The following is a 21,126-nucleotide window of genomic DNA, read 5'->3' as shown; positions in this document are numbered from 1 at the left end:
AGCACACAACAGGAATACTCCCTCCTGTTGTTTTTATGTGACAAGGTGAACGTTTATGGGATTTAAATGTGGTATCGTCGGTCTGCCTAACGTAGGGAAATCTACACTGTTTAATGCCTTAACTAAGGCAGGTATTGAGGCAGCCAACTTCCCATTCTGTACTATCGAACCAAACACAGGTGTTGTTCCAATGCCTGATCCTCGCTTAGATAAACTGGCTGAAATTGTTAAGCCACAGCGTATTTTACCCACAACAATGGAATTTGTTGATATTGCAGGCTTAGTAAAAGGCGCATCTAAAGGTGAAGGTTTAGGTAACCAATTCCTAACGAATATCCGTGAAACTGAAGCGATTGGTCATGTGGTTCGTTGCTTTGAAAATGACAATATCATTCACGTTGCGGGTAAAGTTGATCCTGCTGAAGATATCGAAACTATCAACACTGAATTAGCACTTTCTGACTTAGATACCTGTGAACGTGCAATGCACCGTAATCAGAAAAAAGCAAAAGGTGGCGATAAAATTGCTAAAGCAGAAATGGAAGTGTTAGAAAAATGCTTACCACATTTAGAAAACGCTGGCATGTTACGTGCTTTAGATTTAACGGAAGAAGAAAAAGCAACGATTCGTTATTTAAGCTTCTTAACGTTAAAACCAACAATGTATATTGCAAACGTTAATGAAGATGGTTTTGAAAATAACCCATATCTTGAAACTGTTCGCAAAATCGCAGAAGCCGAAGGTTCTGTGGTTGTTCCTGTTTGTGCTGCTATCGAAGCAGACATTGCTGAGTTAGAAGATGCAGAACGCGAAGAATTTATGCAAGATTTAGGTATTGAAGAGCCTGGCTTAAACCGTGTTATTCGTGCGGGTTACTCATTACTGAACTTACAAACTTACTTCACAGCTGGCGTTAAAGAAGTACGTGCATGGACAATCCCTGTAGGAGCAACAGCACCACAAGCTGCAGGTAAAATCCATACTGACTTTGAGAAAGGTTTTATCCGTGCTCAAACTATCGCTTATAACGACTTTATCACTTACGGTGGTGAACAAGGTGCGAAAGAAGCCGGTAAAATGCGTGCAGAAGGTAAAGAATATATCGTTCAAGATGGCGATGTAATGAACTTCTTGTTTAATGTGTAAGACTACACTCTAGTCTCATACTGTTTCATAAAGTATCATTTCATAATAAAACAGCATAAAATTCATGATATTAACTGGGTTTTATGCTTTTTTATGTCTCATTAAGTTTCATAAAAATTCGCGATTAAATGAGTACGTAACTGAGTACAATTTATTTATATTCCCTTTTTAAGTGAGTGTAATAATATCAACTTACATAACTCGTTGAACTTATTATGCTTACTGATACAAAATGCCGAACTGCAAAACCTAAAGAAAAACTTTATCGTATCAATGACTTCAACAGTTTGTACCTTGAAGTGAAACCTAATGGTAAAAAAACATGGCGATTCCGTTTTCAAATAAATGGAAAATCAAGCATGCTTGCATTGGGCAACTACCCATTGGTAACACTAGCTGAAGCCAGATCTAAATGTGATGATGCCAGAAAACTCGTATCAGAAGGAATTAATCCAACACAAGCTAAGCAACTAGACAAGATTAGAAAAGCGAACGAATCTGCAAATACATTTCAAATCATCGCAAAAGAATGGTTGCAAATGAAAGATTGGGCTGATGTGACCAAATACCGTCGCCTTGATATGTTGGAGCGCATTGTATTTCCTTCTATCGGCACATTACCAATAAGAGAAATTACATCTCACCATATTCTCAAAATATTGCAACGTGAGGTTCAAAGAGGTGCTCCAACAGTTGCTGCTGAAGCTAAACGGACTATATCCTCGATTTTTGAATTTGCTGTTGCCACATTAAGAGCTGATAGTGATCCAGTATGGGCAATAAGAAAAGCTCTCCCAGCAAACAAAACACAACATAAAAAGCCCTCACTACGGATCAAATAGGTCAACTACTCAATAACTTTGATAATAGCCGTGACACCTTTCAACTGAACTATTGTATGTGGTTAATGTGGTGGACGCTTTCTCGTCCATCTGAAGTCGCTGAGGCTGAATGGTCTGAATTCGATCTTGATAATGCACTTTGGGCTATCCCAGCTGAGCGTATGAAAGCACGAAGAGAACATATTGTTCCTCTGCCTACACAAGCTATTACGATTCTAAAATCTCTTTATGGTTTTACTGGTAACCGCAAACATTTATTTCCCGGTCGTGATTCTTGCCATAAACCAATGTCTACTAACTCACTAAGGCAATTTCTTAAAACGAGAGGTTGAAGTGGTATATATAGCCCTCATGCGACACGTACAACAGGCAGCTCACGATTAAATGAGTTAGGATATCGACCTGATGCTATCGAAGCACAACTAGCCCATATGGACTCAAATAGCGTTAGACGTTCATATAATCATGCAACTTATCTTGAAGAGCGCAAAATCATGATGCAAGATTGGGCTGATAAACTTGATATTTGGGTAAAACAGGCCAACCTAGAATCAAATTCATGATGCATGAGTGTGTTAGCATTGATATATAACGATATTTATTGATTTTTCAGCAAAACCTATAATTTAACCTACATTTAATTAATCCGTTGATTTATAAGTGGTTATTATTTTATTGAGCCTAGCTACCGCTTATACTCTAAATAATTCGAGATGCAGCTAGGCGACAAGTAAATGAGTCTCTAGGAGCATAAATAAGTATGTGACTAGTGCGAATGAACGTAGTCAACAACGCTGCAACTTGAAGTATGACGAGTATAAAATGAATAGATATGATGTATCTAATAGCGAAGGAAAATTTGCTGATGGTTCTGATGAAGAAGTGCTAGCTAATAAGCTAGGGCTTTCAAACGTTGATGATATCAATGATGCTGAGCTTGTCCTGTTAGAAAAACTGTATCAAGTCATTTTTGAAGAACAATTTTCCACTGAGCAAATTACCGTATCACTTATTCAGCGTTGGCACCGCCAATGGTTAGGGAATGTTTACGAGTGGGCTGGTCAGTTACGTACGGTGAATATTAGCAAGGGTGGCTTTATGTTTGCCCCTACGGATCGAGTTGCAAAGTTACTTGCTCAATTTGAAAAAGAGTTTCTAGCGAAGTACACACCCTGCACCAATATGAGCCGAGAACAAGTCATAGAAGCTATAGCAACAGTACATGTGGAATTAATTCTGATACATCCATTTAGGGAAGGAAATGGGCGCTTATCGCGTTTACTCGCAGATGTGATGGCAGTACAAGCTGGTTTCCAGCCACTAGACTATGAAAGTTGGACTCAGCACCCCGAGCAGTACATCGCAGCAATCCACGCAGGGTTAAACCTTAACTATGAACCCATGAAATATTGGGTTAACGAAGCCTTGAAAGCGAACTAAATCGCAAGTTTCAAATGCCCAAACTTCTCACGCTTTGCTTTCATTTCTTCTTCAAGGCGACGGGACTCCTGCCCTGTTTCAATCGCCGTAGAGGTTGCGACCGAACGAATAAGTTGAGTACGAGTTGGTTTTGTTGCTTGAATTAATTCATTCTTTTTCATAGTAGTCTCATTTCAAATAAGCAATAGTACATTTTATCATCGTTGTTTTATATGGCTACACAGATTACTGAATACTTTCGCATTGAACCAATTCATAACTCGTTTTACAACCATAACAGAAATAAAAAAATAAAAAACACCACAATGAGTTTAACAAATAATCACAGTAAGGGTTGCCCTTTTTGTACCCAATCGCCCTCTTGTACTAAGCGTTCTTCCACTCGTAATCCATTAATTTCTGGGCCTATAATTGCTTCTTGCCATGCACCAACGTTCCCATTTGCTGTCACAGTACCAGAGATTAATTGTGTCGTGGGTGAAGTAACCTCTACCGTCAGCGCGGGTTTATTTGTCTCAGAAGGAAGTTCCAGTGTTTGTTCATCACATGCAGACAAAGATGAAATCATCATCATCGCAGACGCGAGAGTATAGAGTGGTTTTAAATTCATTCTGTAATAAATGCCATTGTTTAATGTTGATTGTGTCATATTCGCGTTCTGTTATTTTTATGAAAAATACCGCCATATAATGAATGAGTGCTCACTCATTATATAATTAAAAAATGTCATGCTAAATATTTTTTAATCTCATGATTGCTCCATTACCCTCAACATTGCATGATAACCAGTTTGTTTATATTTATCAGTCAAATGAGGATAACGAGCAGCCATATCAATAACCGCATTCGCCATCACAGTATAAAATGCCCCAAACAGTTCATGTGTTTGTGCCATATCAAGTCCATTAAACAAGGGAAGATCGAGCGTAAACATATTGCCAAGTTGAGTACTTTTTTCTATTTGCTTGTCGGATAGCTTTCTCGATGCCATCAGGATATTTCCCGTTAAATAGGCGGAGGGATTCGCAATAGAAAATAGAAAATAGAAAATAGAAAATAGAAAATAGAAAATAGAAAATAGAAAATAGAAAATAAAACCATTATAATTCATATAGATAAATAAAATATTACGATTTAATGTTTAATTAAATAAAAATATTAACCGTTCTCTAAAAGCCTTATGTTTTCATAAGGCTTTTTTTCCTAATTAACTTAAAATTATTCTATATGCATTTATGAAAACTCATATTATAAAAAAACTAAAAGATTTAAAAATAAAAAGTATAGTTAGTCGATTCTATAATAGACAAATAAGATAAACAAATATTTTTTATATTTAGACTCTTTCTCACAATCAGAATGTGGTAATCCATCCCCAAATATATCTTATATCAATAAAAACGATTATGAGTGTATAAAAATCACCTTTAATAATATTGAAGAAATGGATATAGACTTAATTACAAAATAAAAAACACATCCATATAATAAACATAGTCAAGTTAATTAATTCTAATCATAAAAGATAACATCTAGTTAATTTATAAATATAAAACCATCACCCTCTATTTAATTACAACAAAAACATTTGAAATACTTATGAATTAGGACAATACTTAATTTGACAATCGATTAATGATTGTTACTTATTAAATAAAGGAATAGCTTTACCATGAATAATAATTTTCAATCTAATGTGCGAGATAATAGCGATATAACACACAATAAAAATCATCATTGCCAATGTGGACAAGAAATAATAACCAACTTAAATAATTATATTAGTAAACACCCCGAATGTACTATTTATCAAAATTCATTAATGAGCAGTTTAATTGCAGGTGTATATGACAGCGATATCACTATTGCTGATTTATTAAAGCATGGTGATTTTGGTTTAGGAACTTTTGAACAACTTGATGGCGAGCTAGTTGCATTCGACAATAATGTTTTTCAATTACGCTCTGATGGTAGCGCACGTCAGGCATTAAACTCTCAAAAATCCCCTTTTGCTGTAATGACATTTTTTAATTGTGATATTGAACATCACTTTTCTTATGGTGCATCGCAAAAAGAAATACACAATGTAATTAATCAGTATGTTCCTTCCGACAATCTATTTTGTGCAATCAGAATTGAAGGCGAATTTGAATTAGTTAAAACACGCACAGTTCCTCGCCAAACTCCTCCCTACCTTCCAATGTTAGAGGCTATCGAGGATCAGCCTATTTTCACATTTCATAATGAAACAGGAACTATTGCGGGTTTTCGCTCCCCACAATTTACGCAAGGAATAAATGTTGCGGGGTTTCATGAACATTACATTAATCAACAACGCCAAGGCGGTGGTCATGTCCTTGATTATTATTTAAAACAAGGCACCTTACAGATCGGTGTTATTTCCCGTCTTACCATTGATTTACCCAGCCATTCCACCTTTCTACAAGCAAATTTAATGCCGGACAATCTTCATCAAGCAATAGAACAAGCCGAAAATTAATTTAAATAGCGCTTAACTTTATTCTTAATCTTATTTTTATTCACTTGCAAAATTAAAGAAGGTTATATGAACACTCCTCATTGGAAATGTGGTGCAGATTTAGTTGTCAAACAATTAGAACAACATGGCATTAAACAAGTGTTTGGTATTCCGGGCGCAAAAATAGATCGTGTATTTGATTCTCTTATCGATTCAACTATTGAAACCGTGGTGGTTCGTCATGAAGCTAACGCCGCCTTTATGGCCGCAGCGGTTGGTCGTTTAACGGGTAAAGCGGGTGTGGCTATCGCAACATCGGGGCCAGGTTGCTCTAATCTTGCAACAGGTATTGCAACAGCAACATCTGAAGGCGATCCGTTAGTTGCATTGGGAGGATCAGTAAAATCCGCAGATAGATTAAAATTGGTTCATCAAAGCATGGATACCGTTACCATGTTTAATCCTATTACTAAATTTTGCGCAGAAATTGATTCATCAAAATCAATTTCTGAAACCATAGCTAATGCTTTTCGCCATGCGGAATCAGGAAGACCTGGTTCGGCTTTTTTAACTTTTCCAATGGATATTTTAAATAATGAAGTTAATAGTCCAATATTAGTACCTAAATCAAAATCCAATATTGGGAGTGCAAATAATGATGCCATTCAAGAAGCCGTTAAATTATTGCAGCGTGCTAAAAGTCCAGTTATTTTATTAGGGTTGCAAGCTAGTTATCCTGAAAATGCATCAGCATTACAAAATCTACTTGATATTTGTCCTCTCCCAATTGTAGGTACTTATCAATCAGCAGGTGCGATTGCTCAACGCCATTTTCCTTTATTTGCTGGTCGTATTGGCTTATTTAATAATCAACCGGGGGATGAGTTATTATCTCATGCCGATTTAGTGATTACTTTGGGTTATAGCCCTATAGAATATGAACCATCATTATGGAATTACAATAATGCCAATATTATTCATATAGATGAGATCCCTGCTGAAATTGATTTAGCTTACTGCCCTGACTTAGAATTAATCGGTAATATCAAATTAACAATTGATAATTTAACTCAGTATTTTGCTAAACAATCTACATCCCAAATTACACTCTCAAATAATACTCATCACATCCTTGAGAAAATTCGTCACCAAAGAGAAATTCTGCAACAAAATAGTTATTTTCGGCATGGTTCTCCTATTCACCCTTTAACCATCATCCATGAAATGCAAAACATTATTGATAACAATGTAACACTCTGTATTGATATGGGGAGTTTTCATATATGGCTTGCACGTTATCTTTATAGTTTTAGAGCAAGACAAATGTTGATTTCTAATGGACAACAAACCATGGGTGTTGCACTACCTTGGGGAATTGGTGCTTCTTTTGTCCGACCTTCTGATAAAATTATTTCTGTTTCTGGTGATGGTGGCTTTATGCAATCGTCCATGGAACTAGAAACTGCGGTTCGTTTAAATACTAATATCTTGCATATTATCTGGGTGGATAACGCTTATAATATGGTAGAAATGCAAGAGCAGAAAAAATATGGCCGTTATTCTGGTGTAAAATTTGGAGCAATTGATTTTAAACATTACGCTAGATCCTTCGGTGCTAAAGGGTTCTCTGTTGAATGTGCTTCTCAATTACGTACCGTCTTACATGAAGCGATGGCTGTTGATGGCCCCGCCGTTCTCGCTATTCCTGTCGATTATCGTGATAATGCTAAATTGATGGAACATATTGATTATAATTTGATTATTTAGTTATTTTACTTAAATATCGTGTTATTAAAAATAGGGGTGAGCATTTTCCACTCACCCTTATTCCTCTCTTTGTTTTTCTTCCTATCTTATTCTTTTGATACAAAACAACTTCATTGTTAATAAAAGGTTATTATCTATTTCTTCTTTCGTTTTTTTTATTAATAATACGTTATGCGATTTTTGTGCATAAAAATGAAAATAGATAATATAAAGTAAGCTAGGTCTTATCTGACACAGTCATTTTAGTGCTTACAATAACCATATAAATTAAATATAGACTTTCAGTTATTAGGATAATCACGATGTCTCACACCTCATTACTTTCTTCTCATGCTCGATTTATTCCACTTCGCCTTCTCCCTCATGAAGATGTGATTATGGTATTACGACAGATGATGAAGGAACAAAACCTAAAATCAGCATTTATTGCAGGTTGTGTGGGAAGTTTAACCGATGTGGTATTACGCTTTGCAGGACGCGAAGAAAATCGCTATCTTACAGGTAAATTTGAGATTATTTCACTAATTGGAACATTAGATGACCAAGGTGAACATTTGCATTTAGCAATCTCAGATGAAAATGGATTAATGTGTGGTGGACATATGATGCCAGGTTGTACAGTGCGCACGACGCTAGAGCTCGTTATTGGTGAGTTAGAGCAAGTGACTTTTAGCCGTCAGCCTTGTGAACACTCTGGTTATGAGGAGTTGGTCATCACACCGCGTAAATAGCTTTTTTATAAAAAATCGCTATATATGCAAAACAATAAAACCAATAGTCACTATCCTTTGTAAAGGTTTTTAAACTATGTCTACAACTCCTCAAATTTCGAGTCGTACACTCGTGCTCATTGTTGTATCTATTGCAATAAATATGATCGGCGGCCAAATTACCTCAATGGTAAAACTCCCTATCTTTTTAGATTCTATCGGTACACTAATTTGTGCCTTATTAGGTGGCCCATGGGTCGCATTATTCACTGGATTATTAACCAATCTATTATGGGGATTAATCAGTGGTCCAATGGCGGCCGCATTTGCTCCGGTTGCCATGATGATAGGATTAAGTGCGGGTTTATTGGCTCGTGCTGGTGGTTTTCGTTCTTTAATTCGCGTTATTGGTTCAGGTATTGTCATTACTTTAGCGTTAATGATTGTCGCCGTTCCAATTCGTACTTATCTATTTGGTGGCGCAACTGGTAGCGGTGCTGATTTCTTTGTTGCTTATTTTCATGCCGTAGGTGAAGGGCTTATTGAGTCTGTTGCCATTACTGTATTAGGTGCAAATCTTGCAGATAAAATCTTATCTGCAATTATCGCTTGGTTATTAGTGCGTCAATTACCACAACGAACACAACGTAATTTCCCTGCGATTGCCAAGGTTCGCTAATAATGCATCCATTTACCTCATTGGCATTATGGCTTTGGCTAAGTGCTAGTGTGCTTTTTTTATCATTAGGCTTACCACTGCTGATAATCAGCAGTGGTATTTTTATTAGCTTATTAATTTGGAAAGCATCTCGCTGGCGTTGGCGTTTTATTGCTTGGTTAATGATCCCTATGGCAATCGGATTATGGTTAGTCCATAGTGGCTGGCTAGCTTATTGGTTAACAGGAGGATCTTTAGATACCAGTAAACAAACTATGGCAATAACGTTATGGTTAAGATTATTAGCAATAATAAGTGGCGCTCAACTGTGGTTACAATACACATCAACAGAGCAATTTATTAGAGCGTTATTTGCTAGCCGTTTACCTATGAGCCTTTCCTATTTATTAGCAGGACCTTTGTTGCTTGTAGAGCAATTACGCCAACAATTACACAATATAAGAGAGGCGCAATTAGCGCGAGGTGTTCCTCTTGATGGAACATTTTGGCAACGTCTCATCACATTACCCGCTATTATTCTGCCTCTTATTAGTCATGTATTAAGTGATTTAACGATTAGAAGTGCTGCATTAGATATGCGAGGATTTCGTATTATTAAAAAACGGACAACTTTATATCCTCCAGCAGATACGCCACTTCAAATGATGCTTCGCTACTTGATTTTATTGCTTATTTTGTTTGAAGGAGGTATTTGGCTATGGTACTAAATCTTCAGCAATTGAGTTTTATCCCCACTGGCGACGAACAGCCTATTCTTGGCCCTATCGATTTGCAGTTAAAACAAGGGGAATGGCTTGTGATTTTAGGGGGTAATGGCAGCGGAAAAAGCCTTCTTGCACAATTACTAGCAGGTTGGTATCCCGATTTATTAACAGGTTCAGTACAAGGCATGGGAATTGTACAAAACATTGCTCTCGATAAAAGCCGATTAGTGTCGCTAGCGCCCGGACGACAGCTCGTTCAACAATCACCACAATTACAACTTTCAGGATGTGCATTCACCGTAGAGCAAGAAATTGCCTTTGGCCCTGAAAATTTGGGATTGAGCGATAATGAAATTCGATTTCGAGTAAAAGAAGCTATGGCATTAACACAATGTGAATGCTTGCGTTTTCGCCATCCTTCAACCCTTTCTGGCGGTGAAGCTCAACGCGTTGTCATAGCAAGTGCGCTTGCTATGCACCCAAAATTATTATTACTTGATGAAGCTTTTAGTCGCTTAACACCCAATGCAACCCAACAATTACAGCAACGCATAAAACACTATGCAAAAGAGCATAAATGCAGTGTCGTTATTTTTGAACGCAATTTATTACCTGCAATAAGTCTGAGTGAACAATTTTTATTATTGGAGGCGGGAAAAGTGAAGGCAAAAGGTACTTTAGACTCTATTTTTCCATTCTTGTTTTCAACGATTAATGCTCCAGACGCATGGCAAGCTTTACATTGGTTAATTGAAAACCATCATTGGAATAAGAATATTGTAAATAATGACAAAGCCTTGCTTAATGCTTTTAAGGAATTTTATGTTACAGCTCAATAATGTAACTTATCGCTGGAGCGATGATGTTCCGCCTTGTATCTCTCAATTATCCTTAACCTTAAATCAAGGCGAATGGATAACCTTAGTCGGTGATAATGGAGCGGGTAAATCTACCTTATTACGATTAATTGCAGGACTATTAACGCCCAACGAAGGTGATATAACACTCAATAATCAGTCACTATTTCAACTAAAAGCACAACAGCGCGCTCATTATATTGGAGTGTTATTTCAAGAGCCTGAACGACAAATTTTTCATAATACGGTTGAGAAAGAGATCACTTTTGGTTTAAAGCTACGTAAATTTCCGAAAAAAGAAATTAAAAAATGTTTAGATGAAACACTGTCGCTTTGTGGTTTAAGTGATGTTGCAGATGTTCATCCTTTAGATTTACATGCAGGCCAGCGCAGAATGGTTGCTGTTGCAAGTTTAAGTATTTTATCACCTAAAATATTATTACTTGATGAACCCACTCGTGATTTTGATGCACATTGGTTAAGCTGTTTTGAAAATTGGCTTCAGATACAAAAAACATTAGGTACAACGGTATTGGCTATTAGTCATGATCTTGATTTTACTGCTCGCCATTTTCAGAGAGTTATCCATTTATCTTCAGGTAAATTAATTGCCGATGGCTCCCCTGATAAAGTGCTAATGAATTCAACACTGCAATCCCTTACTGATATTCCTGCGCCTACGCTATACTCATTAAGTCAAAAACTGAAATTACCAATTAAAAATACGCCTATTGAATGGGCGATAATGTTAACTGAAATGAATAAGAATTCTAAAATAAGCTCATAATAATCTTAATATTTATTACTATTATTGTGTTTATTTGTAAGTAGTTGGAGATAATTAAATGGAAATTATTCACACTTTACTTGACACCTTAAGTCACTTATCTCCTATTACTCTATTCTTATCTATTATTTTAATCACAGCTGGAAAATCGACCATCGGTATTTCTTCATTTTTGCCCCCCGCATCTTTAATGTTGCTCTTTATTTTTGGTGCTTGTTTACCGCTTTATTCTCCTATATTTCTTTGGTTAGCCACCAGTTGTGGTGCTCTATTAGGTTCAATTTTAAGCTATGAGTTGGGGCGTTCTATCTATCGTTTTCCTCGCCTTAAAATATGGGTTAATCGTTATCAGTCAAAAATTAATCGCACTCAACAATTATTAAAAAATAAAACTCACTATATTTTGTTTATTTCTCGATTCTTAGCTGTTTTTCGCTATTTAACCCCCTTTAGTGCTGGCTTATTAAAGCTATCTGCATATGGTATTTATATTACCAGCACCATTTCTGCCTTAGTCTGGTCTGCAATGTTTGTTTTAATCGCAACAGGTGTACTTACTTTTGCTTTATAAGTGGTAAATTAGTACTTAATTTTAATCTTTCTATTAATACTAAAAGTGGTCTATTTTCTTTTTACATAATCATATTGTTTAAATATCTTCTGACCTCTCTTTTTTTCATTTTATTTTTAATTATCGATAAATAGGCTATTTTTTAGCTTCTTTTATCTTTTCTTCCATGCTTTATTGATATTTTCTTTCGCATTTTGCGTCTATCACCATAATTATGATTAAAATTTGCATAATTACTATGGTGATCACAATTTGTTACCTTCTTGTTTTAATTTCATTACGTCACGTCACAATTTCTTAACACTCCTTATTTCTATAAAAGTTGTCATGTTGTATACAAGTTGGTGTGAAACATTCACCTGCGTTTTTATGTACAGGAACAACATCATGAGAATAAGAAAAACAAAGCTTGCCATCGGTATTGTTGCTGTTATTGCGGTTGTCTCATTAGCAATAGCTGGCAAAAAAGAAAATGCGAATAAACAATTTCTCTCTGTAGCAACCGCTTCAACAGGAGGAACGTATTATCCGATGGGAGTGGGATTAGCAAATGTATGGAGCACACACCTTAAGGATAGAGGCGTTCAAGTAACAGGGCAATCTTCGGCAGGATCGATAGAAAACATCTATTTAATGCAAAAAAATGAAGCTCAGCTCTCTATTTTACAAAGTCTTTTAGCTGTGGAAGCTTATGAAGGTGTGCGTAATTTTGAAGGTAAACCAGAAAGAAATTTGCGCTCAATTTCTATGTTGTGGCCTAATGTCGAACACTTTGTTTTAATGAATGACAAAGTAAAAACTGGCACATTAGATGATATTCGTGCAACAAGTTTTTCTGTTGGCCCTCAAGCGAGTGGGACAGAGCAATCAACGATTATCATTCTTAAAGGTGTTAATTTAACCAAGAAAGATATTACCCCTGAATATCTTGGGTATGGAGACACTGTTTCTGCCATGCGAGATGGCCGTCTTGACGGTGGTGCATTACCTGCTGGTGTCCCAGCTTCAGCCGTCACCGATATGTATGCCAGTGGTGTCAGCGCAAAACTACTCGAAGTCACAGATAAACAACTTGATGATATCAATCATGTGGCAAATTCATGGTTTCGTTTTGAAATACCCGCGGATACCTACCCTCGCCAAACTGAAATGGTCAATACGATAGCCCAACCTAATATCTTAATGGCCACAACCAGCATTGATAATGACTTAGTTTATGAGCTAACAAAAACTATGTTTGAGAACCTTCCTGAAGTTCATCAAGTTCATAGCGCAGCTAAGTACATCACCACAGAAAATGCATTAAAAGGTGTTTCTGTGCCATTACATTTAGGGGCTTACCGCTATTACAAAGAAATCGGATTAGAGATCCCTGATTATCTTATTCCACCAGAAGCTCAAACGCAGACTAATAATAAATAACAGGAGTGAGTTATGACTAATAATGACCACCTAACTCCGGTAGAGCCACCTGCATTAGATAAAGAAGCAAGCTCTGGCAATCGCCAACTTGCAGGCATTTACCTGAAAATCACCACGACTCTTGCAATATTAATTTCACTTTATGCGATTTATTCTAACGCATTATCAAATACTCAAGAGTTTTACCGTAATACTATTTTTCTTAGTGGTATTTTAATTTTAGGCTTTATTTTATTTCCATTCTCTAAGCGTTTTTCCACACCTAAATTTAATGGATGGGATTATCTTTTTATTGCTTTAACATTAATCAGTTATGGCTATTTTTTCTTTAATTACGTTGATCTTCATGTAGTAAGAAAAAGTATTCCAAATACTACTGATTATGCCATGGCTATATTAGGTATTATCGTACTGTTTGAAGCTGCAAGAAGAACTACTGGTTATTTCATTCCAGGACTTGCAACTTTTGCCATTATCTATGCTTTATTTGGCCAGTATTTTATGGGTATTTTCGGTCATGCCGGATTTTCTGTAGAAAGATTGTTATACCGTTTATTTATGACCAGTGAAGGGATTTTTGGTATTACCCTTTCAACAGCCTCCACCGCGATTGTGGTCTTTATTCTCTTTGGTTCATTCTTAAGTGTCAGTGGTGCTACTGCTTTATTTAATGATTTAGCGCTGGCTATCGCAGGTCGTCGTCGTGGTGGGCCAGCCCAAGTTGCGGTTATTTCATCTGCATTAACAGGCTCTTTAAGCGGAAGTGCTGTTGCTAACGTAGCAACAACGGGGACTTTCACCATTCCTTTAATGAAAAGTATTGGATTAACACCGCGTTTTGCTGGAGCTGTAGAAGCAACTGCATCAACGGGTGGCATGATCATGCCTCCGATTATGGGTGCAGCCGCATTTATTATGGCTGGCTTTTTAGGAATTTCATATACCACCATTGTTATTGCAGCCATTATTCCAGCACTGTTGTATTACGCCGCATTAATTATGGCCATTGACATTGAAGCCAAGAAACAAGGGTTAAAGGGGTTAAGTAAAGAAAATATTCCACAAGTTAAAGCCGTATTAAAAGCCCGAGGCTTACTGTTATTACCATTGGTTATTGTCATTGGAACCTTATTAGTAGGTAAAACACCTATTTATGCTGGCTTCTTAGGTATTCTAACCATTATTGTTGCAAGTTGGATAACACCCGATAAAACTGTTCGTATGACTTTAACTAAAGTGGCTGACGCCTTAGCTGAAGCGGCTCGTGGGTCAGTTCAAGTAACGGTCGCTTGCGCAGCTATTGGCGTGATTATCTGTGTAGTTACAATGACGGGTATCGGAGCAACATTGGCCTTTAATATCGTCTCAATGACGGATAATACACTATGGATGATATTATTAGTTGTCATGCTGGTGTGTATTGTATTAAGTATGGGGTTACCTTCAACCGCTTTATATATCGTCGTTGCCGTTACAGTGTCACCTATTTTAATTAAAGCTGGCGTTATGCCTTTAGCGGCTCATTTCTTTGTATTCTGGTTTGGCGCACTATCCAATATTACACCTCCTGTTGCCTTAGCCAGTTATACTGCCGCCAGTATTGCAAGAGCAGACCCTATGCAAACATCATGGGATGCGGTTCGTTTAGCACTTCCCGGTTTTATTATTCCGTTTATTTTAGTCTATAACCCTGCTTTATTGATGCAAGGTGATAATTTAGGTGTACTTTCTATTGGATTAATGATTATTACTGCATTAGTCGGAATTTATGCACTAAGTATCGCAACAGCAAACTTCTGGATGATTAAAACAACGTGGTTTGAGCGTATTGCATTTGCAGCTGCGGCAATTTTAATGATTAAACCGGGCTTATATACCGACCTTTTAGGTGTTGCCTTGATCCTATTAACTGGTGCATTCCATCTATTACGGTCTAAAAAACAGTTAGCTAATATGGGGCATGCATCTGGAGAAAACTAGATGATACAAAAGATCTCACGCCAAAAAGCGTCGCATCAAATTCTTGAGCAAATAAAGCAAAATATTAGTAACGGGACATACCCTATTGGTGAAAAGTTACCTTCTGAAAATGTACTCGCTGATGCCTTTGGCGTCAGTCGAGTCCCGATCAGAGAAGCATTAGGTGTCTTAGAAGCCAGTGGCATTGTGACTTCACGCCAAGGAGGTGGTCGCCGTGTAATTGACCATTCTATACTCAGTAAATATGAGCCATTAGTCATGGAAATTGCTTGCCCTGAAGAGATAGATTCACTACTTGAGATGCGTGAGGTCATTGAACATGAAGCGGCAGCTATTGCCGCTTTACGCCGAACACCAGAAGAATTACGCGCTATCGAAAATGCTCACGATGCCTTTGTTTTAGCAACAAGACAAAACAAAAGTATTAGCCATGAAGAAGACTATCAATTTCATCGTTCTATTATGGTTGCCGCACACAATCCTTTTTTTGTCAGGATCTTAGATAATATGCATGAGCTTTATCTTGGTGTCTTAATGTATTCATTAAGTCAAAATAAAGGGCGAGAGACAGAAACAGAGCGTGTTATTGCAGAGCATGAAGCGATTGTTGAAGCAATACGCCAACAAGATCACGATGAAACAAGCTATAAAATGCGTCTTCATTTAACGAATGTACGTGGCAAATTAAAGCGCTTACAACAAGAACCTTGTTAATTTAAAATTTATAAAATGGATAAGATTATGACGTATGACGTGATTATTATTGGTGCGGGATTAGTCGGATTAGGGGTTGCAAGTGCGCTACAAGAAAGTCAACCTGAACTAAAACTACTGGTGATTGATAAAGAATCCGGCCCTGCGGCTCATCAAAGTGGACATAACAGTAATGTTGTTCATTCTGGTATTTATTATACACCGGGGAGCCTTAAAGCAAGGCTGGCTAAACAAGGTAATATCACCACTTATGCGTTTTGCCAACAACATAATCTTTATTACGATCGTTGTGGCAAAGTGATTGTCGCTACCAATGAAAAAGAGCTAAATGCGTTAGAAAACATTTATCAACGTGGCATTGATAATGGGCTTGAAGTTATCAAAATGACTGAAAGTGAACTGAAAGCTAGAGAGCCTTATGTTAATGGTATTGCTGCATTATTAGTTCCTGATGCAGGGATTGTTAATTATCCCGAAATAGCAGCAAAACATGTTGAAATTATTAAATCTCGTGGTGGTAAATTTACGTTTGGCCAAGCTGTAACATCGATCAATGAAACGGATGATAATGTCATAGTAACGACATCCAATGAGCAATTTACAGGTAAATGGTTGATTAATTGTGCAGGATTATTTAGTGATCGTATTGCTAAAATGGCAGGTTATGACACAGGTATGAAGATAGTCCCATTTCGTGGTGAATACTTTATGCTTAATGCCAATAAAAACTACTTAGTCAACCATCTAATTTATCCCGTTCCTAACCCTGATTTTCCATTCTTAGGCGTACACTTCACACGCATGTATAACGGACATCGTGATGTTGGGCCTAATGCGGTATTAGCATTTAAGCGCGAAGGCTATAAAAAAAGCGATATTAATTTAAAAGATCTCGCCGAAGTGCTCACTTATAAGGGCTTTTGGAAAATTGCAGGTAATTATTTAGGTGAAGGAATGGCCGAACTTCGTCGTTCATATTCTCGCAAATTATTTACTGCGAATGCGCAAAAATTAATTCCTGATTTACATGAAGCAGATATTCATCCTGGTCCTGCGGGAGTTCGTGCTCAAGCATTAACTCGTGAAGGAAAATTAGTAGATGATTTCCATTTTGTGAAAGGTAAACGTTCATTACATGTGTGTAATGCCCCATCACCTGCTGCAACTGCATCTATTGAAATAGGTAGAGAAATCGTTAGAGAACATTTTTCTTATAATTAAAAAAATATACTGCGAGTACAAATAATAAATAGCACTGAAATTAATCAGTGCTATTTATTTTATATCACTCACGACACTCTTTTAGCGCTTCATTCATTAACCACTGCTGAAATATTTCCATTGATGCGGTCATTGGTTTTGATTTTAAATACGTTAACCAATACTTCCCCATTTCAACTTCTATTTTAAAAGGTTGTATTAGCTGACCGCTTTCTATTTCTCTTGAAAACATATTTGCGGGTGCTAATGCAATTCCACCTTCATAAATCGCGCTTTCTACCATTAAACGTGAAGAATCAAAAATAGAACCTGTTATTTTTATCGGCGATATATCTGCTTTTTCAAACCATTGTGACCATTCATCTTCTCGATAAGAACGATATAAGTTTTCATTTATTAAGTCAGTTGGATAATGTAACCGTTCTGCTGTTTTTGGTGAGCACAAAACCGTTAATGGTGCAGAAAATAAGGCTTTATTATGGGTTAGAGGCCATAGTCCTTCACCAAATCGAATAGCAAAATCAAGTCCTTCGGTTGCCAAATTAACCACATTGTTATTTGTTCTTAAATTCACTTCTATTCTTGGATATTGTTGCTTAAATTCAGCCAATCGAGGTAATAACCAGCCAACAGCAAATGTTCCCACAGTGGCAATCGAAACAACATCACGATATTCACCACGTTCGAACTGTTTAAACACCCGTTCGATATCACTAAATGCGGTTGTTAATACCGAAAATAAGATCTGTGCATCATCTGTCATCTCCAAACCACGGGGTAAACGCTTAAAAAGCATCACGCCCAAACGTTCTTCTAGCATTCTCACCTGTTGACTCACTGCGCCTTGGGTGACATAGAGTTCTAATGCAGCTTTGGTAAAATTAAGGTGTCTTGCGGATGCTTCAAAAGCGCGTAGTGCGTTGAGGGGAAGATGTGTTCGCATAATATTCTTAGCCATTAGATTTTCTATAGGCTAAGGTGATTTATTATCGATTGTCAATAAATCAATTAAATAGGATATTGCACCTGATAAATAAACAGCGTCACATACTGTCGATAACCGTCTATTTATATTTAACTTTTTTTATTAAATTAATATGAGCATCCATTTCTATGTTTAAAACAACATGCCGTCAAACCGCAGTGATCGCAGTTTCATTAATATCTCTACTTGCTTCACCAATGCTATGGGCTAAAACAAATAGCACTATTGAAGAACAATTAACGACACTTGAAAAAAATAGCCAAGGCCGTTTAGGCGTTGCGTTAATTAATACTAAAGATAACTCACAAGTAACTTATCGTGGTGATGAGCGCTTTGCGATGGCAAGTACCAGCAAAGTTATGGCTGTAGCTGCCGTTTTAAAAGAAAGTGAAAAACAATCAGGATTGCTTGATAACCATATAACCATCAAAAAAGCTGATTTAGTCCCTTATAGCCCGATTACAGAAAAACATTTAGCAACTGGAATGACACTGGCTCAATTAAGTGTGGCTACCTTGCAATATAGCGATAATACAGCAATGAATAAAATCCTAGATTATTTAGGTGGACCTTCCAGCGTTACTCAATTTGCACGTTCAATTAATGATGTAACTTATCGACTAGATCGCAAAGAGCCTGAATTAAATACAGCTATACATGGTGATCCTCGTGATACCACCTCTCCAATTGCTATGGCCAAAAGCCTTCAAGCATTAACACTAGGTGACGCATTAGGCCAATCTCAACGCCAACAACTTGTTACTTGGTTAAAAGGTAATACAACAGGCGATCACAGTATTAAAGCAGGTTTACCAAAACATTGGATTGTTGGAGATAAAACCGGTAGTGGTGATTATGGCACAACTAATGATATAGCCGTTATTTGGCCTGAAAACCATGCACCATTAATTTTAGTCATCTATTTCACACAACAAGAACAGAATGCGAAATACCGTAAAGATATTATTGCTAAAGCAGCTGAAATTGTAACAAAAGAATTTTCCAATTTATCTCAAACAAAATAAATTTCTTTATTGATAATATAAATAATAGATCAAATGTAGTAATAGAGTTATTTATTGACTCTATTACTAAAAGTATACAAAAAACAATACAAATAACTCAAAAATAAACAATTAGATTGTAATAAACAAGAATAATATATTGACTTTGATTAAATGGATTTATGTTGAGGAAAAAGATATCAGAACTTTTTGAATTAATTAGTGAATTATTATCGTGCGCGGGTCAAATCACTCTCACCCAGATCAGACTTTGTATCGTTATTCTTATCATATTAATGCTAATTATTGTCTCTTTATGTACTTGGTCGATTTATCTCTATTTTATTGGTGCTTCATTATTTTTCTGTATGCTACTTTATACACCAGAGATATATCAGTTTATTAAAAGCTGGATAGTTTAACTTATGCAAATAAAAAGCCTCTGTTAAGATTTAACTTGAGGCTTTCTCTATTAAATATATCTGTGATAATTAAAAATCAAATAACTCTAAATATTTAAAAAATTAAAGTGGTAAAGCAAAACTCACTTTTACCGTTTCCATTGGTACTTCTGTTTTTATACTTTGGATGCTTGGAATTTGTGTTAAATAATCGGCATGAAAACGGCGATATGTTGCTAAATCTTTAGTCACTATCCGAATTAACGCATCACACTCGCCGGCCATTAAATGGCATTCTACCACTTCAGGTAACACCTTAATGGCCTTTACAAATTCTTCTATCGTTTCTGCATCCTGTGCTCTAAACCAGATCCTTGCGAATAAAGATAAACCTGCATCGACCATACTACCATCTAATACAGCAACGTAGCGCGTGATCACTCCCGACTCTTCAAGTAAACGCACTCGGCGAAGACAAGGTGACGGTGATAGTCCAACTTCTTTTGCTAGCTCAATATTTTGAATTTTGCCATCACGCTGAAGCACCTGCAAAATATGTTTATCTATCTTATCTAATTTTATTGACATCAAAGATTAACCTTAATTCTATTTGTGGAATTTTATTGCCAATTAATTCTTTTTGTTAGCAACAAAGCAACCCGATTTTTTCGAAAACATCATATAATCTTTCCGCTAAATTTCACAGCAAAAACGATGTTTCTCTTAATCTATCTCTATCAGGTGAAAAGATGGAATTTAACACTTTATTATTATTCGCATTGACGGTTCTACCGCTTATCTGTACACCTGGGCCTGATATTCTTTTTATCTCATCCCAAGGGTTATCAGGAGGAATGAAATCAGCATGGATTGCAAATTCAGGCGTGATATCCGGTTATTTAACCCATGCGTTACTGAGTGCTTTAGGGCTTGCAGCCTTAGTATCTACATCTCCCATTTTATTTCACTTACTCAAATGGGTCGGTGTTGTCTATATCAGTTATCTTGCCCTTAAAATGTTGATATCAGCCTGCAAAAAAGGAAAGTTAGTCCTTAATGCCACTAAAACTTCATCTCTATTTCGTAAAGGTTTTTTAACCAGTTTCCTTAATCCTAAAGGTTTATTAGTTTATCTCGCTATTTTACCAAACTTTATTGATAATCATAATGATGTCGCAACACAATCATTACTGTTATCTGGGATATTTATCACGACTTGCTTAATTATTTATGGCCTTATTGGTAGCTTCTTTGCTTATGTCGGCTTAAAAGGCGGTTTAAGTGATAAACGTCGTCGTTATAACGATGGTATTGCTGGTGGATTACTCACTCTTGCCGCCGTTAATCTGGCTTTAAATTAGCCATAATCCTAAGCATCATTTATTATTTCAATCAATATTTGACCACAAAAATACC

At 36.6% G+C, this 21,126-nt stretch carries 21 protein-coding genes and 1 pseudogene; 17 read left to right on the top strand and 5 right to left on the bottom strand.

Going from position 1 to position 21,126, the window contains the following annotated elements:
* The first annotated feature begins 55 nt into the window (after positions 1-55).
* The 3 genes and pseudogenes from ychF to ABN217_RS02210 all read left to right on the top strand — a co-directional run bounded on the left by ychF (position 56) and on the right by ABN217_RS02210 (position 3,429).
* Positions 56-1,147: a redox-regulated ATPase YchF gene (gene ychF / locus ABN217_RS02220; protein WP_072064039.1), complete on the top strand. Its 1,092-nt coding sequence runs from the start codon at positions 56-58 to the stop codon at positions 1,145-1,147.
* A gap of 215 nt (positions 1,148-1,362) precedes the next feature.
* Positions 1,363-2,552 (top strand): annotated as a pseudogene (locus ABN217_RS02215) (tyrosine-type recombinase/integrase).
* Positions 2,553-2,811: 259 nt separating this feature from the next.
* Positions 2,812-3,429: a Fic/DOC family protein gene (locus tag ABN217_RS02210; RefSeq protein WP_197269134.1), complete on the top strand. Its 618-nt coding sequence runs from the start codon at positions 2,812-2,814 to the stop codon at positions 3,427-3,429.
* Here the strand turns inward: ABN217_RS02210 and ABN217_RS02205 are convergent.
* The 3 genes from ABN217_RS02205 to ABN217_RS02195 form a co-directional block, all read right to left on the bottom strand.
* Positions 3,426-3,590, bottom strand: a complete 165-nt coding sequence (locus ABN217_RS02205) for a hypothetical protein (RefSeq protein ID WP_166185107.1) — start codon at positions 3,588-3,590, stop codon at positions 3,426-3,428. The two genes, ABN217_RS02210 and ABN217_RS02205, sit on opposite strands and share 4 nt — an antisense overlap.
* A 161-nt stretch (positions 3,591-3,751) precedes the next feature.
* Positions 3,752-4,078, bottom strand: coding sequence for an efflux RND transporter periplasmic adaptor subunit (locus ABN217_RS02200; protein WP_349439055.1), 327 nt, complete (start codon positions 4,076-4,078; stop codon positions 3,752-3,754).
* 99 nt (positions 4,079-4,177) lie between these two features.
* The gene (locus ABN217_RS02195) at positions 4,178-4,420 is read right to left on the bottom strand and encodes a hypothetical protein (RefSeq protein ID WP_349459015.1); all 243 of its coding nucleotides are present in this window, start codon (positions 4,418-4,420) and stop codon (positions 4,178-4,180) included.
* Between the two features lie 681 nt (positions 4,421-5,101).
* Between ABN217_RS02195 and budA the strand changes: the two genes are divergently transcribed.
* The 12 genes from budA (at position 5,102) to lhgD (ending at position 17,320) form a co-directional block, all read left to right on the top strand.
* Positions 5,102-5,929, top strand: coding sequence for an acetolactate decarboxylase (gene budA, locus ABN217_RS02190; RefSeq protein WP_196554155.1), 828 nt, complete (start codon positions 5,102-5,104; stop codon positions 5,927-5,929).
* A 66-nt stretch (positions 5,930-5,995) separates the two neighbouring features.
* Entirely contained in the window at positions 5,996-7,675 is a 1,680-nt protein-coding gene (gene alsS, locus ABN217_RS02185) for an acetolactate synthase AlsS (protein WP_349459014.1), read from the top strand.
* 293 nt (positions 7,676-7,968) lie between these two features.
* Entirely contained in the window at positions 7,969-8,406 is a 438-nt protein-coding gene (locus ABN217_RS02180) for a PCC domain-containing protein (protein WP_196554211.1), read from the top strand.
* 76 nt (positions 8,407-8,482) lie between these two features.
* Positions 8,483-9,064, top strand: a complete 582-nt coding sequence (locus tag ABN217_RS02175) for an ECF transporter S component (RefSeq protein ID WP_072068244.1) — start codon at positions 8,483-8,485, stop codon at positions 9,062-9,064.
* 2 nt (positions 9,065-9,066) lie between these two features.
* Entirely contained in the window at positions 9,067-9,771 is a 705-nt protein-coding gene (locus tag ABN217_RS02170; protein WP_072068245.1) for an energy-coupling factor transporter transmembrane component T, read from the top strand.
* Positions 9,762-10,607, top strand: coding sequence for an energy-coupling factor ABC transporter ATP-binding protein (locus ABN217_RS02165; RefSeq protein ID WP_164526370.1), 846 nt, complete (start codon positions 9,762-9,764; stop codon positions 10,605-10,607). Before ABN217_RS02170 ends, ABN217_RS02165 begins: the two co-directional genes overlap by 10 nt.
* A complete protein-coding gene (locus ABN217_RS02160; protein WP_196554151.1) occupies positions 10,591-11,412 on the top strand; it encodes an energy-coupling factor ABC transporter ATP-binding protein in 822 nt (273 codons plus the stop codon). Before ABN217_RS02165 ends, ABN217_RS02160 begins: the two co-directional genes overlap by 17 nt.
* Positions 11,413-11,470: 58 nt before the next feature.
* Entirely contained in the window at positions 11,471-11,983 is a 513-nt protein-coding gene (locus tag ABN217_RS02155) for a DedA family protein (RefSeq protein WP_196554150.1), read from the top strand.
* Positions 11,984-12,370: 387 nt separating this feature from the next.
* The gene (locus ABN217_RS02150; protein WP_072068249.1) at positions 12,371-13,405 is read left to right on the top strand and encodes a TAXI family TRAP transporter solute-binding subunit; all 1,035 of its coding nucleotides are present in this window, start codon (positions 12,371-12,373) and stop codon (positions 13,403-13,405) included.
* A gap of 12 nt (positions 13,406-13,417) precedes the next feature.
* Positions 13,418-15,385 carry a TRAP transporter permease gene (locus ABN217_RS02145; protein ID WP_072068250.1) on the top strand — a complete coding sequence of 656 codons (1,968 nt, stop codon included), beginning with the start codon at positions 13,418-13,420 and terminating at the stop codon, positions 15,383-15,385.
* On the top strand, positions 15,386-16,099 hold the full coding sequence (locus tag ABN217_RS02140) for a FadR/GntR family transcriptional regulator (RefSeq protein WP_349459013.1): 714 nt from the start codon (positions 15,386-15,388) through the stop codon (positions 16,097-16,099).
* Between the two features lie 15 nt (positions 16,100-16,114).
* Positions 16,115-17,320 carry an L-2-hydroxyglutarate dehydrogenase gene (gene lhgD, locus ABN217_RS02135; RefSeq protein ID WP_197269128.1) on the top strand — a complete coding sequence of 402 codons (1,206 nt, stop codon included), beginning with the start codon at positions 16,115-16,117 and terminating at the stop codon, positions 17,318-17,320.
* Between the two features lie 64 nt (positions 17,321-17,384).
* On the opposite strand, the gene ABN217_RS02130 is transcribed toward lhgD, so the two are convergent.
* Positions 17,385-18,263: a LysR family transcriptional regulator gene (locus ABN217_RS02130; RefSeq protein ID WP_349459112.1), complete on the bottom strand. Its 879-nt coding sequence runs from the start codon at positions 18,261-18,263 to the stop codon at positions 17,385-17,387.
* 170 nt (positions 18,264-18,433) lie between these two features.
* Here ABN217_RS02130 and bla point away from each other — a divergent pair, with 170 nt between their 5' ends.
* The gene (bla, locus tag ABN217_RS02125; RefSeq protein WP_196554147.1) at positions 18,434-19,330 is read left to right on the top strand and encodes a class A beta-lactamase; all 897 of its coding nucleotides are present in this window, start codon (positions 18,434-18,436) and stop codon (positions 19,328-19,330) included.
* A gap of 503 nt (positions 19,331-19,833) precedes the next feature.
* Here bla and ABN217_RS02120 read toward each other — a convergent pair.
* Complete coding sequence (locus ABN217_RS02120) at positions 19,834-20,298, bottom strand: Lrp/AsnC family transcriptional regulator (protein ID WP_036936508.1); 465 nt, start codon at positions 20,296-20,298, stop codon at positions 19,834-19,836.
* A 161-nt stretch (positions 20,299-20,459) separates the two neighbouring features.
* Between ABN217_RS02120 and ABN217_RS02115 the strand changes: the two genes are divergently transcribed.
* Positions 20,460-21,071 carry a LysE family transporter gene (locus tag ABN217_RS02115; RefSeq protein WP_196554146.1) on the top strand — a complete coding sequence of 204 codons (612 nt, stop codon included), beginning with the start codon at positions 20,460-20,462 and terminating at the stop codon, positions 21,069-21,071.
* Positions 21,072-21,126: the final 55 nt, after the last annotated feature.

Origin of the sequence: Proteus sp. fly-1067 (assembly GCF_040139345.1) — a bacterium.
Classification (GTDB): domain Bacteria; phylum Pseudomonadota; class Gammaproteobacteria; order Enterobacterales; family Enterobacteriaceae; genus Proteus; species Proteus vulgaris_B.
The sequence above is the reverse complement of the archived record's forward strand: the minus strand, read 5'-3'. Positions and strand labels throughout refer to the sequence as shown.